At 63.2% G+C, this 12,135-nt stretch carries 14 protein-coding genes; 9 read left to right on the top strand and 5 right to left on the bottom strand.

The genetic code is table 11. From position 1 onward, the window contains the following. The first annotated feature begins 7 nt into the window (after positions 1 to 7). The 4 genes from HU144_RS07440 (at position 8) to HU144_RS07425 (ending at position 2,912) form a co-directional block, all read left to right on the top strand. On the top strand, positions 8 to 457 hold the full coding sequence (locus HU144_RS07440; protein WP_235350797.1) for a MarR family winged helix-turn-helix transcriptional regulator: 450 nt from the start codon (positions 8 to 10) through the stop codon (positions 455 to 457). A gap of 73 nt (positions 458 to 530) precedes the next feature. After that, the gene (locus tag HU144_RS07435; RefSeq protein WP_235350796.1) at positions 531 to 1,709 is read left to right on the top strand and encodes an LLM class flavin-dependent oxidoreductase; all 1,179 of its coding nucleotides are present in this window, start codon (positions 531 to 533) and stop codon (positions 1,707 to 1,709) included. Further along, entirely contained in the window at positions 1,706 to 2,272 is a 567-nt protein-coding gene (locus tag HU144_RS07430; protein ID WP_235350795.1) for an NADPH-dependent FMN reductase, read from the top strand. The genes HU144_RS07435 and HU144_RS07430 overlap by 4 nt, the downstream gene beginning before the upstream one ends. 139 nt (positions 2,273 to 2,411) lie before the next feature. Further along, on the top strand, positions 2,412 to 2,912 hold the full coding sequence (locus tag HU144_RS07425; protein WP_235350794.1) for a DoxX family protein: 501 nt from the start codon (positions 2,412 to 2,414) through the stop codon (positions 2,910 to 2,912). Here the strand turns inward: HU144_RS07425 and HU144_RS07420 are convergent. Next, the gene (locus HU144_RS07420; protein WP_235350793.1) at positions 2,905 to 3,954 is read right to left on the bottom strand and encodes a GlxA family transcriptional regulator; all 1,050 of its coding nucleotides are present in this window, start codon (positions 3,952 to 3,954) and stop codon (positions 2,905 to 2,907) included. The two genes, HU144_RS07425 and HU144_RS07420, sit on opposite strands and share 8 nt — an antisense overlap. Before the next feature lie 164 nt (positions 3,955 to 4,118). Between HU144_RS07420 and HU144_RS07415 the strand changes: the two genes are divergently transcribed. Together HU144_RS07415 and HU144_RS07410 are read left to right on the top strand one after the other, a co-directional pair. Further along, entirely contained in the window at positions 4,119 to 4,757 is a 639-nt protein-coding gene (locus HU144_RS07415) for an isochorismatase family protein (protein ID WP_235350792.1), read from the top strand. A gap of 26 nt (positions 4,758 to 4,783) precedes the next feature. Then, positions 4,784 to 5,551, top strand: coding sequence for an MBL fold metallo-hydrolase (locus tag HU144_RS07410; RefSeq protein WP_235350791.1), 768 nt, complete (start codon positions 4,784 to 4,786; stop codon positions 5,549 to 5,551). Here HU144_RS07410 and HU144_RS07405 read toward each other — a convergent pair. The 3 genes from HU144_RS07405 to arsB are packed head-to-tail and all read right to left on the bottom strand — an operon-like array spanning position 5,502 to position 8,558. After that, positions 5,502 to 7,013, bottom strand: a complete 1,512-nt coding sequence (locus HU144_RS07405) for a flavoprotein (RefSeq protein WP_235350790.1) — start codon at positions 7,011 to 7,013, stop codon at positions 5,502 to 5,504. The two genes, HU144_RS07410 and HU144_RS07405, sit on opposite strands and share 50 nt — an antisense overlap. Beyond that, positions 7,006 to 7,464, bottom strand: a complete 459-nt coding sequence (locus HU144_RS07400; RefSeq protein WP_235350789.1) for an arsenate reductase ArsC — start codon at positions 7,462 to 7,464, stop codon at positions 7,006 to 7,008. Before HU144_RS07400 ends, HU144_RS07405 begins: the two co-directional genes overlap by 8 nt. Then, the gene (arsB, locus tag HU144_RS07395) at positions 7,461 to 8,558 is read right to left on the bottom strand and encodes an ACR3 family arsenite efflux transporter (RefSeq protein ID WP_235350788.1); all 1,098 of its coding nucleotides are present in this window, start codon (positions 8,556 to 8,558) and stop codon (positions 7,461 to 7,463) included. Before arsB ends, HU144_RS07400 begins: the two co-directional genes overlap by 4 nt. 120 nt (positions 8,559 to 8,678) lie before the next feature. Between arsB and HU144_RS07390 the strand changes: the two genes are divergently transcribed. Further along, positions 8,679 to 9,029, top strand: coding sequence for an ArsR/SmtB family transcription factor (locus tag HU144_RS07390; RefSeq protein ID WP_235350787.1), 351 nt, complete (start codon positions 8,679 to 8,681; stop codon positions 9,027 to 9,029). A 43-nt stretch (positions 9,030 to 9,072) separates the two neighbouring features. Beyond that, positions 9,073 to 10,680 (top strand): benzoylformate decarboxylase, encoded by a 1,608-nt coding sequence (mdlC, locus tag HU144_RS07385; RefSeq protein ID WP_235350786.1) that lies wholly within the window; start codon positions 9,073 to 9,075, stop codon positions 10,678 to 10,680. On the opposite strand, the gene HU144_RS07380 is transcribed toward mdlC, so the two are convergent. Further along, positions 10,681 to 11,313, bottom strand: a complete 633-nt coding sequence (locus HU144_RS07380) for a DUF2268 domain-containing putative Zn-dependent protease (protein WP_235350785.1) — start codon at positions 11,311 to 11,313, stop codon at positions 10,681 to 10,683. It abuts the gene before it with no gap. A 200-nt stretch (positions 11,314 to 11,513) separates the two neighbouring features. Between HU144_RS07380 and HU144_RS07375 the strand changes: the two genes are divergently transcribed. Next, on the top strand, positions 11,514 to 11,966 hold the full coding sequence (locus tag HU144_RS07375) for a MepB family protein (RefSeq protein WP_235350784.1): 453 nt from the start codon (positions 11,514 to 11,516) through the stop codon (positions 11,964 to 11,966). Positions 11,967 to 12,135 lie beyond the last annotated feature (169 nt).

Raw genomic sequence — 12,135 nt, 5'->3', positions numbered from 1 at the left:
AGGCGCGATGGAGGATCTGTCGCTGAGCACGTTGATCTGGCTGCGCATGGTGCGTTTCGTTCAGAACAGCAACCAGATGTCGAATACTCACCTGCACCACTTCGATCTCACCATCGCCCAGTTCGAGATGCTCAGCCATATTCGCGCCTTTGAACCGGTCACCCAGTCGGATCTGGCGAAGGGGCTCACGGTCAGCGGCGGAGGTGTGTCCCGCATGGTCTCCCGGCTCGAACGCGATGGTCTGATCTCGCGCGCCCAGGACTGGAAGACGAAGTTCATCTCTCTGACGGACGTCGGCAGGCAGCGGCTCGACAAGGCCTACCCGGCCCAGATCGAATTCCAGTCCGCGCTCTTCGACGAGGCCCTCGATGAGGATGAGAAGACACAGCTGCATGCGCTGATGAAGAAGCTCTACGAGCACAGCGTCAAGCGTCGCGAGGCAGACGAAAAGCCCTAGGGAATTTTTCTCCGCACCCATCAGTTGACATGGCAAACGATACTTTCGAAGCCGCCGTCACCGAGGAGAGATCATGACCGAAACCACCGCCCACACTGAGCCTGCGAACATGATGGATCACTTGAACATGATGGATCACTTCGGGTTCACGCCCGATCAGGGACTGCAGTTCGGGATGTACAGCCTCGGCGATCATCTGCCGAACCCAGCCGACGGGTCCAGAATCAGTGCGGGCGAGCGCATCCGAGAGTTCATCGGCTATGCGCAGGCGGCCGAGGACGCGGGCTTCGACTTCTTCAGCGTCGGTGAGAGCCACCAGGAGTACTTCGCCTCGCAGGCTCACGCCGTCATCCTCGGTGCGATCGCCCAGGCGACGAGCACCATCCGCATCGGCAGCACCTCAACGATCCTGAGCACCTCGGACCCGGTTCGCGTGTTCGAGAACTTCTCCACGATCGACCACATTTCCGGCGGCCGGGCCGAACTCGTCGCCGGCAGAGCCTCTCGTGTCGGGCTCTTCGAACTGCTCGGCTATGATCTGCGCGACTACGAGGAGCTGTTCGAAGAGAAATTCCAGCTGCTGGGCCGAATCAATCGCGAGCAGAAGCTCAGCTGGAGGGGCAAGTTCCGTGCGCCGCTGAACGACGCCGAGGTGCTCCCCCGCCCCGCACAGGATCCGCTTCCGATCTGGCGGGCCGTGGGCGGTGCCCCGACGAGTGCGATCAAGGCGGGCTTGGCCGGGGTGCCCATGGTCATGGCGCACCTGGGTGGGACAACCTCGTCGTTCAAGCCGACAGTCGATGCCTACCGGGAGGCGGCACGTCACCAGGGCTTCGATCCTGGCACGCTGCCGATTGCGACAGCAGGTTTCTTCCACGTCGCCGCGACCTCGCAGGAGGCGCTGCGCGGTCTCTACCCGCATATCAACGAGGGGATGAAGCACACGAATGGGCAGGGCATGCCCAAGCAACTCTTCGCCCAGGCGGTGGACCCGCACAGCATCGTCAACCTCGGCAGCCCCCCGCAGATCGTGGAGAAGATTCTCCATCAGCACGAGGCCTTCGGCCATCAGCGCTACCTGGGACAGATCGACTTCGGCGGCATGCCCTATGACCAGGTGATGAAGCAGATCGAGACCATCGGCTCCGAGATCATCCCCGCATTGAAGAAGTACACGGCCGCACCGACTCCCACCTCTGCCACGACTGCCCCGGCAGCGAACCACCATGCCTCCGAGGAGACTGCCCGATGAAGCTCGTTGCGATCTCTGGTTCGAACGTCGGGACCAAGACGCGGACCGTCATGGAGCATGTCACTCAGACGGTCATGGCCCAGGACCCTGACGTCGAGGCCACGCTCATCGACCTCGCCGAGGTCGACATGGTCTTCAGTGACGGACGCAACTTCACCGAGTACACCGGTGACACCGGTCGTGTCACCCGAGCTCTCATGGACGCCGATGCGATCATCATCGGCACGCCGATCTTCCAGGCCTCGATTCCGGCGACGCTGAAGAACATCTTCGACCTGCTGCCGGTCAATGCATTCCGCGACAAGGTCGTGGCCATGGTCGCGACCGCCGGGTCGGCCAAGCACTATCTCATCCCCCAGCAGCAGCTGCAGCCGATTCTCACGTATATGAAGGCTCAGGTCGTGCAGCCCTATGTGTTCGTCGAGGAGAAGGACCTGCTGCGCAACCAGATCGTCAACACCGATGTCATCGCCCGCCTCGACCGGCTCGTCGAGGACACCCTCGTGCTCACACGGACCTACGCCTCGATCCGGGAGGCGAGGGACGCCGCCTACGGGTTCTGAGTATCAGACTCCGACGGCCAGCGTCGTCAGCGACGGCCGTCCGCGATTGTCTCAGATGACAAGCGAAACTGCTGTCAGCGTCTTGCCAAGCCCAGCGCATACCCTGTAGTTGCACTTTCAATCAACCCTGGAGATCGCTGTGTACGCCACGACCGGATTCCCGACCATCGCTCGCGACATCATCACCGTCATCGCTCGGGTCACCCTCGGCGCCATCTTCATCGCCCACGGCTGGCAGAAGTTCAATGAGTGGACCATTGCCGGAACTACTCAGTCATTCGCACAGATGGGCGTGCCGCTGCCGGACATCGCGGCGCCGTTCGCCACGTTCGTCGAGCTCATCGGCGGCGCGCTCCTCATCCTCGGCGCCCTGACTCCGATCGTCGGGGTCCTGTTGGCGGCCAACCTCGTCGGAGCTCTGGTCATCGTCCACCTGGTCCCCGTGCCGTTCGTCGACCAGGGCGGCTGGGAACTCGTCGCAGCACTGGCTGCCGGCGCCCTGCTGTTGGCCGCCATGGGACCAGGTCGCTTCAGCGTCGACAGGTTCCTGCTCAGAGGGAAGAAGGGGTCGAAGCAGTCGCGAAGCGCCGCAGCAACGAGCGCAGATTCCGCTCCGGCCGAACGGACGCCGGCTAAATAGCCGCAGGCTGATCAGACGCCGAAGCGGTTTCAGACGCCGAACCAATTGAGGTCGGCCCGGCTGGGGTTGGCCCGACTGGGGTTGGCCCAGTTGAAGCAGGCCGCGCTTCGAACCGGCGACGATATTCCGAAGGAGTCGTCTTGAACGCGGCAGCGAAGTTCTGCCGCAGAGTGACCACACTGCCGAATCCGCAGTTCACGGCGATCTGATCGATCGACACGCTCGTGGTCTCCAGCGCCCGACGGGCCTCATCGAGGCGACGCATACGCACCCACGAAGCAGGCGTCGCCCCCGTCGATGCCCGAAAGGTGCGGATGAATGTCCGCACACTCATGTGTGCAACCTCGGCCAACCTCTCGACCGGCAGCGATTCATCGAGGTGATCGACTGCCCAATCGAGAACCCGAGAGATGGGGTCGTCATCGGCATGCTCCGGCAGCGGTCGCTGAATGTACTGCGCCTGCCCACCGTCGCGGTGCGGTGCGATGACCAGGCTGCGTGCCACCTGGTTCGCAGCGTCGGCCCCCAATCTCGTACGCACCATGTGAAGACAGGCATCCAACGCCGAGGCTGTGCCCGCCGAGGTGATGACATCGCCATAGTCGATGTAGAGAACTGAATCGTCGATCTCCAGATCCGGGTGTCGAGCCGTGAGCTGGTCGAACCCCTGCCAGTGCGTCACCGCCCTGCGGCCGACGAGCAGACCCGCGTCTGCGATGGGGAACGTGCCCAGACAGAGTCCGGCAATGGAAGCACCCCGGTCATGGCTGTCAACGAGCAGCTGTCGCAGGGGTTGCCCAGCCGGGCGACCATCGTCGTACCAGGACGGGACAACGACAACCTCGGCGCCGGATGCCGCTTCCGGCCCGCTCACCCCGGTGATCTGATACCCCTCCGCCGTCGTGATCGGCTCACCGTCGTCGGAGAACAGGACCGTCGCCCAGGGTGCGAGACCCTGGCGGGCAACCTCGTCGAAGACCATCTGCGGCACCGACAGATGGAACATGGTGATGCCGGTGAAGGCATAGATGGCGATGCGCACGTCGGGCTCCTCCTGATTGACTGGTGGCAGGCACTTGAACTTTGGCGTAATTCCATCGTAGATGAGCATTTGTGCTACTGGTAGTGCGCGGTCGGCTCTCGCACACTGGAGGTGTGCCGCAGTTGCGCGCCACGTTCTCACTCACCACAACCTTGGAGTTCGCTATGACTACCGCCCGCCGTGCCCTTGTCCTCGTCGATGTGCAGCAGCAGTACTTCGACGGCCCCCTGGAGATCCAGTACCCGAGCCATGACCAGTCACTGCCGAAGATCACTGCAGCCATCGACGCCGCTGTTGCTGCCGACATTCCCGTCGCCGTCTTCCAGCACACCATGGGCACCGACGCCCCGGTCTTCAACCCGGATCAGCCTGGATTCGCTCTCCACCCAGAGGTCGAAAGCCGTCGTACCGAGTCCTGGAAGTCAGTGGTCAAGGAATACGGCTCCGTCTACGCAGACACCGATCTGGAGACGTGGCTACGCGAGAAGGACGTCGACACTGTGACGCTGGTCGGCTACATGACCAATAACTGCATCCTCTCTTCGGCGGCGGGGGCTGAGGTTCTCGGCTTCACCACAGAAGTGCTCTCCGATGCGACCGGTGCCATCAATATCGCCAATGATGCCGGCTTCGCCGATGCCAAGACCGTGCACACGACGCTGATGGCGCTCCTGCATTCGAACTGGGCGTCCGTCGCGACCACCGAGGCTTGGACCCAGGCACTGACTTCTCAGGAGCCGCTGCCGAAGGGAGACCTGGGCAGTTCGGCAGTCACGGGTGCGCAGAAGGCAGGGCAGAACTGATCCAGACTGAAAGGCCAACTCCAACAATGAAGATGACGCAGGTGCGCAACGCCACGATGGTGATGTCGTACGACGACGCCACGGTCCTCATCGACCCGATGCTCGGGGCCAAGGGTTCGATGCCCCCGTTCCCCTGTGCAACCGGGGACACCAGCCGCAATCCTCTGGTCGACCTCGTCGTTTCCCTCGACGAGCTTCTCACACCAGACGTCATCGTGGTCACGCATACCCACGCTGATCACTGGGACCCTGCGGCCGCGGCTCTCCTGCCGCGTCACACGCCCATCCTCGCCCAGCACGCCGAGGACGCCGCGTTGATCGCCGACGAGGGATTCACCGATGTGCGGATTCTCGAGTCCACCACTACGGTCGCCGGTGTCGAGTTCACCCGCGCGGGCGGCCAGCACGGTTCCGACGAGATCCTCGAGTCGATGCCCGATATCGGGGAGGTCATGGGTGTGGTCCTGCGACATGACGACGACCCTGTCGTCTACATCGCCGGCGACACGATCATGACCGATGAGGTCCGACGGAACCTCGCCGAGGTTGCTCCCGATGTCGTCGTCCTCAATACCGGCGAGGCGGTTCCTTCGACATTGGGGCCCATCATCATGGGGCCTAAGGACGTCGTGGAGGTGGCAGGACTCGCTCCGCAGGCAAAGGTCGTGGCCTCCCATCTGGAAGCGCTGAACCACTGCCCCGCCACACGCGAAGATGTTCGCGCCGCAGCATCGGCGCACGCGATCACCGACCGTGTGCTGGTGCCCGAGGATGGAGAGGTCCTGCGCTTCTGACTCCTGTGGATGCGCTGCGACCGTGCTCCAGCCCGGTGGGGATACCAAGCGAGACCGGTTGTGCAGGCGCGGCCTCGCAGCACCCACTGCTGTCGGCAGTCACCGCACCGACTGATGGTGCATCGCATGACGAACCGATGTCTGCCGAGCACACTCCGGTCTCCGGAAGTACGAGTTCGACCTTGTCGGCCGCTTCCTGATCGCCGGCGATCGCGGCGACGATCGAACGGACCTGCTCGTAACCGGTGGCCAGGAGGAACGTCGGCGCGCGGCCGTAGGACTTCATCCCCGCAATGTAGAAGTCCTTCTCCGGGTGGCCCAGGAGGCGAGCTCCGTGTGGTGCGACGGTTCCACAGCTGTGGTGTTCCGGATCGATGAGTGGGCCCAGGCCCGTGGGCGCCTCGACGATCGGGTCGAGGTCGAGTCGGATTTCGCGGAGGAAACTGAGATCCGGCCGGAATCCTGTGGTGGGAACGACCCGGTCAACGTCAAGGGAGACTGATTCGTCTGGAGTGGTACCGGTGACGATGAGTTCGATTGCAGTGCCTGAAGCTGTGACGTTGTGCCCGATGCTGGTCGCCGAGGTGGCGCTCCGGTCTGTGATGCCTAGCCTCGTGATGGTCGCCGAGGTGTGAACCTCGATGCGTCCGGCTTCGACGAGGTTGCGCAATCGGGTGCCCAAAGCTCCGCGGGCTGGGAGTCCGTCCTGGTCGCCACCACCGTAGACACCGGCAGGATCAGTTCCTCGTATGGCCCAGCTGATACGGGTGGCCGGTTCGGCCTCGCGGAGCTCTCCCAGAGCCAGCAGAGTGTTGGCCGCCGAGTGACCGGCTCCGACGACCAGCGTGTGACGGCCGGCGAACTGTGCCCGGTCCCGGCCGAGGACATCGGGCAGCGGTGAGGTCACGAGTCCGGCCTCTCGGGCCTCGGGTTCACCGATGGCCGGCAGCCCCGCCTGGCCAAGCGGGTTCGGGGTCTCCCAGGTGCCTGAGGCATCGATGACGGCACGAACGAGATGATCCGAAATTGCTCCGAGCTCGTTCTGAGTCCGAACAAGGAATGGAGTGTCGTCGCGCCCCGGAGTGCGGGTGCGATCCTTGCCGACGCGGCTGATCGCAATGACTCGTGTCTGCGTGCGAATCGCGTTGTTCAGCTGTGGGGTTGCTGCCAAGGGAGCGAGGTACTCGGCGACGAGTTCATCCCCGGTGGGCAGGTCGTCGCCATTGGGCTCCACCCATCCTGTCGGCCCGAGCAGCGCTCGTGCAGCCTCGTCGATGTTGTACTTCCACGGTGAGAAGAGACCGACGTGGCCCCACGCGCTGACAGCGGCCGCAGGTGTCGCACCTGCCTCGAAGACGAGCGGCTCCAAATCGCGAGCGATGACGTGCGCCGCGGCGGCAAGACCAACCGGCCCGGCACCGATGACGGCAACGGGGAGTTCGCCTGTGGTGGTGTCAGTCATGAGTCGTCCTGTCTGGAAGCGCGTCGTCTGCAGAGGCCGTGGTTGTGGACAGGCTGGTCAGCAGGCTCTCGACGCGGGCGCGGATGTCATCGCGGATGGTGCGCACCGTCTCGATTCCCTGACCCGCAGGGTCATCGAGCTCCCAGTCTTCGTAGCGTTTGCCGGGGAAGATGGGGCAGGCGTCGCCGCAGCCCATGGTGATCACCACATCCGAGGTCTTCACCGTGTCCGGGGTGAGGATCTTCGGGTGCTGGTCGGTGATGTCGATGCCGATCTCAGCCATCGCCTCGGCGGCGGTCGGGTTGAGCATTTTCCCGGGCTGGCTGCCGGCGGAGCGGACCTCGACTCGGTCGCCTCCGAGTTCGCGGAGGAATCCTGCGGCCATCTGCGATCGGCCGGCGTTGTGCACGCAGACGAAGAGGACGGTCGGTTTCTGTTCGGCAGTTGTCATTTCTGGGACTCCGATCGTCCGGTCTGTTCGGTGAAGAAACGTTGACGTGACCATAGTGCTACGTAGACGAGGGCGACGAGGATGGGTACTTCGATGAGCGGACCGACGACTCCTGCCAGGGCCTGTCCGGAGGCGACTCCGTAGGTGCCGATGGCCACTGCGATGGCGAGTTCGAAGTTGTTGCCCGCGGCGGTAAATGCCAGAGTGGCCGTCTTCTCATAGCCCAGCTTCAGGCCACGGCCCACTACCATGCCGAAGGCGAAGACGACGGTGAAGTAGAGGAGCAGCGGCAGAGCGATGCGCATGACGTCCAAGGGGTTCGAGGTGATCTCGTCACCCTGGAAGGCGAAGAGCACAACGATGGTGAACAGCAGTCCATAGAGCGCGAAAGGCCCGATCTTCGGCAGGAACCGGTCTTCGTACCAGGTCCGTCCTTTGGCTTTCTCGCCGATGAGGCGAGTGAGGAACCCGGCCAACAGCGGAATACCGAGGAAGACGAGCACGCTGAGCGTGATCGCCCAGAACGAGAATTCGCCACTCGTCGTCGGCAATCCGAGCAGGTTCGGCAGCCACTGCAGGTAGAACCAGCCGAGGAGACCGAAGGCGAAGACCTGGAAGACCGAGTTGATGGCAACGAGGACGGCAGCGGCTTCACGGTCCCCGCAGGCAAGATCGTTCCAGATGAAGACCATCGCAATGCAGCGGGCGAGGCCGACGATGATCAATCCCGTCCGATATTCCGGAAGGTCAGGCAGGAAGAGCCACGCGAGAGCGAACATGAAGGCGGGAGCGGCCAACCAGTTGATCAGCAGGGACGTGATCATCAGCTTTCTGTCGCTGAGCACGCGCCCGGTTTCGTCGTAGCGGACCTTGGCCAGCACCGGATACATCATCACCAGCAGTCCCAGAGCAATCGGCAGTGACACATCGGCGACCTTGACCGAATCCAGGGCCGCAGCGAGTCCGGGCACAAGCCGGCCGAGCAGCAGACCGAGGATCATCGCTGCGACGATCCACACCGGCAGGAAACGATCGAGGGTCGACAGCTTGGTCTGTGCCGGTTCACTGGTGAGGGCTGTCACTGGGGTGCTCATCGGACTCCTGGGACGAATCTGTTCAGGGCCGAGATTCCCCGGCCACAAACATCGAAGGTTATCGATATGAATCTAAGCACTACATATCGACAACTGTCAATGTATAGGCATAATGGAGGAGTGACCACTGAACAGACATTGCCCGCACCCGCCTCGGCGGCCTGCTGCACGACACTGACCGGCGAGCCTCTGAACGAGAATCGGGCACGGGAGTTCGCTCGGATCTTCAAAGCCCTGGCCGACCCGACACGGCTGCGCCTGGTTTCCTTGGTCGCCGCCCACGAAGGCAATGAAGCCTGCGCATGTGACCTCATCGATCCGGTCGGGCTGGGCCAACCCACGGTTTCACACCACCTGAAGATCCTCGTCGACGCGGGAGTCCTTCACCGTGAGAAGCGCGGCATCTGGTCGTACTATTCGCTGGCGGCAGAGACCCTGGAGCGCATCGCTGCATTCCTCTCCCCTGCGTAAGATGCAACACGAACCACTCCCCCGGACGAAAGCAGAGAGGTCAATGGCCACGACTGGCAAGACTGTCCTTCAGGCAAGCCTGGATGTCTTCCGCGCCCACGGAATGACGACGATATTCGGCAACCCCGGATCGAACGAATTGCCGTTCCTCGCGGGACTCGGCGATGATTTCCGCTTCGTCCTCGGCCTGCATGAACAGGTCGTCGTCGGCATGGCCGAAGGCTTCTCACGCGTCACCGGACGTCCGGTTCTGGTCAACCTGCATGCTGCGTCCGGCTCCGGCAACGGTATGGGCGCGCTGACCAATGCTCATTACGGCCACGTTCCGCTGGTCGTCCTCGCCGGCCAGCAGGTCCGCCGGACGGTCGGTCAGGAAGCGATGCTGGCCAGCGCGGATGCCGCCGCACTGCCGACGCCGCTGGTGAAGTACTCCCACGAACCGCTGTCTGCCGCCGACGTCCCCCGGACCCTGTCCCAAGCCGCATTCGAAGCAGCCACCCAGCCGAGCGGTCCCGTCTATGTTTCGGTGCCCTTGGACGATTGGGACGAACCGGCACTCGACGATGACGAACTGTTGCCGCAGCGATCGGTGTCGACCGGGCGTGGTATTGATCCGGAGCTCGAACAGGAGCTGCTCACCTCCCTCAACGGGGCGAAGCGTCCGGCCCTCGTGGTCGGCCCCCAGGTGGATGCCGCCGCCGTTGCTGACTCGAGCGTCATGGAAGCAGCGATGTCGCTGGCGGAGAAGCTCGACGCCTCCGTCTACATCGCCCCGTCGCCCACCCGCTGTCCCTTCCCGACGACCCACCCGAACTTCGAGGGAGTCCTTGTCCCCGGGATCCAGTCCGTGCGCGACCAGCTGGCCGACCATGACCTCGTCCTGGTCCTGGGTGCGGCCGTATTCAGATATCACCGCTGGGAGCCCTCGAACTACCTGACTCCCGGCACCGAGGTCATCCAGATCACCCAGGACCCGCGCGAGGCCACCCGGGCACCGTTCGGCAAAGCCGTCATCACTGATGTCGGCCGCACCACCGTGACTCTCGCGAAGCAGATCACCGATCGCGGTACTCGTCGCGGCGAGCGCGGTTCACGGATCATGAGCCCAGCGGCCACCTCGGCGGAGGGAATGACCGGCGGAGAGGTACTCGAAGTGCTCAACGAGCACGTCGATGACTCGGTGTCCTACGTCAACGAGACCACCACCTTGGACCTCGACTACCTCGAACGAGTCGCCATCGACAGACCAGGAATGTACAGCTTCCCAGCCTCCGGCGGTCTGGGCTTCGGGCTTCCTGTTGCCGTCGGAATGTCGATCGGAGCACCGGAGAAGACGATCGTTGCGACCGTCGGTGACGGCTCCGCGAACTACGGCATCACTGCGCTGTACACGGCCGCCCAGCTGCAGACGCGAACCGTGTTCGTCATCATCAACAACTCCAGCTACGGCGCCTTGGCCGGCTTTGCACAGCGCATGGGCGTGCCCAAGGTTCCTGGTCTGACCCTGGGCGGGATCGACTTCGTCTCCCTGGCCCAGGGCTACGGGGTCCCGGCCAAGCAGACGTCGACCCGTGCCGAGTTCGCTGCCGCCTATCGGGAGGCACTCGAAGCGTCGGGCCCGGTGCTCATCGACGCCTCGATCGTCTCGTGACTAAGGGTTGAGCGGCTTCAGTCCGAGACGCAGCAAAGCGGTCTCGATGATGTCTACGGCCGGCCGTCTGACATTCGCAGCCGCAGTGCCTCCGCCCGCATCAAGACCGGCGCCGACGAGTCGGACTCCTGCCGCATAGCCTGCACCGGTCGGCAGCCCAACGGGCTCGCTTCCGAACTGGCGCGCCGTGGCATCACCGAGGACCCAATCGGACACGACGTGTTCTCCCACGGTGACCGTGGCCGAATCCCACACCACGCGCCCAGGCGAGTAGCGGACATTGTGATCGAGCTCGTGGACTGCGATAGCTTCCAATCGTTGAAGTACGCGCGGAGTGGGCCAGAGAGTCAACACGATGCAGCCGCTGATCCCTCCGAACCCAGACAGTCCCTGCACCTCGTTCATGAAGTGCTCGTTGCCGGGATCCCCCAGCACCAGCAGGACCTTGAGGTCGGGAATCTTGGCGCCGGGATCACCCGCTTCCAGGGCCTTAATTCCACGGGCGAGTGCTGTCTCGATACGCTGCCAGGCGTCTGTTTCAATGAGGGCGTCAAGGGCCTCACGGATGAGGTCTGCCGAATCACCTGAATCGACGAAGGGAAATCCGAAGTTCTGTCTGTGCACTTCAGCCATGTCGACGCCTCGTGGGAGGAAGTGATACATCCCAGCCATCGGCTCCCACAGCTGACGTACCAAGTCGGCACGATGCTGTGGGTCAGCGATTCCGATTCGACGCATTCCTGAGGAACTGTCAATGAGTGAAACAGTCATAGGTATGACGGTAGATGTTGACGTCGCGTCAAGGTCAAGGTGAATCGCCTAAGCTGATCCGCATGGGATTCAGGGCATTGGAACACTACGCGCAGACAATGGGCCTGACCCCGACAGAGGTGGTCGCTGAGGAGCAGAACAGCGATTATGAGTCTGGCCGTGCCATGCTCGACGCGACCTGGTGGCGGATCCGGACTGCCCGCGTCACTCCAACCAAACCGGGCGCATTCGTGGCCGCTTGGGGTCGCACACCGGAGGGCGTCACCGCACCGTTCTCCGGCGGCGAGGACGGCTTCGATGACTGCGCAGGCCTTCTCGTGTTCGTCTCCGAAGAAGAACACTTCGGAGTCTTCACATTCACTGCCGCCAGCCTGGTCGAGCTGGGAATCTACTCTTCCCGACGTTCACCCGGGAAACGCGGATTCCGCCTCTACCCGCCGTGGTCCACCTCGCTGAATCCCCAAGCGACTCGAACTCAACGCAGACAAGCTCCATTCTTCGAACGGATCTGTTGAATCGTTCGGATGACCCGACTGACTCATTCATCGGCTGCAATATCAATCGGCTGACTTGTCACTCGAGAGTCTTTCGGAGAACGGTGTCGCAGTTTGTCCCCCATAGTCTCGACTGGATATCCTGGACATCAGCACCTTAGGAAAGAAGCGGTCGGGACGACCCGAACGC

It is taken from the genome of Brevibacterium sp. UCMA 11752, from assembly GCF_021532235.1.
GTDB lineage: Bacteria > Actinomycetota > Actinomycetes > Actinomycetales > Brevibacteriaceae > Brevibacterium > Brevibacterium antiquum.
Note: the sequence above shows the minus strand (reverse complement) of the source record. Positions and strands in the feature narration are given on the sequence as shown.

Coding starts and splice junctions, on each gene's coding strand:
- HU144_RS07440 (WP_235350797.1), top strand. CDS start 8: ATGGAGGATCTGTCGCTGAGCACGTTGATCTGGCTGCGCATGGTGCGT.
- arsB (WP_235350788.1), bottom strand. CDS start 8,558: ATGAGCACCCCAGTGACAGCCCTCACCAGTGAACCGGCACAGACCAAG.
- HU144_RS07375 (WP_235350784.1), top strand. CDS start 11,514: ATGGGATTCAGGGCATTGGAACACTACGCGCAGACAATGGGCCTGACC.
- HU144_RS07430 (WP_235350795.1), top strand. CDS start 1,706: ATGAAGCTCGTTGCGATCTCTGGTTCGAACGTCGGGACCAAGACGCGG.
- HU144_RS07410 (WP_235350791.1), top strand. CDS start 4,784: ATGAAGATGACGCAGGTGCGCAACGCCACGATGGTGATGTCGTACGAC.
- HU144_RS07400 (WP_235350789.1), bottom strand. CDS start 7,464: ATGACAACTGCCGAACAGAAACCGACCGTCCTCTTCGTCTGCGTGCAC.
- HU144_RS07415 (WP_235350792.1), top strand. CDS start 4,119: ATGACTACCGCCCGCCGTGCCCTTGTCCTCGTCGATGTGCAGCAGCAG.
- mdlC (WP_235350786.1), top strand. CDS start 9,073: ATGGCCACGACTGGCAAGACTGTCCTTCAGGCAAGCCTGGATGTCTTC.
- HU144_RS07380 (WP_235350785.1), bottom strand. CDS start 11,313: ATGGCTGAAGTGCACAGACAGAACTTCGGATTTCCCTTCGTCGATTCA.
- HU144_RS07435 (WP_235350796.1), top strand. CDS start 531: ATGACCGAAACCACCGCCCACACTGAGCCTGCGAACATGATGGATCAC.
- HU144_RS07405 (WP_235350790.1), bottom strand. CDS start 7,013: ATGACTGACACCACCACAGGCGAACTCCCCGTTGCCGTCATCGGTGCC.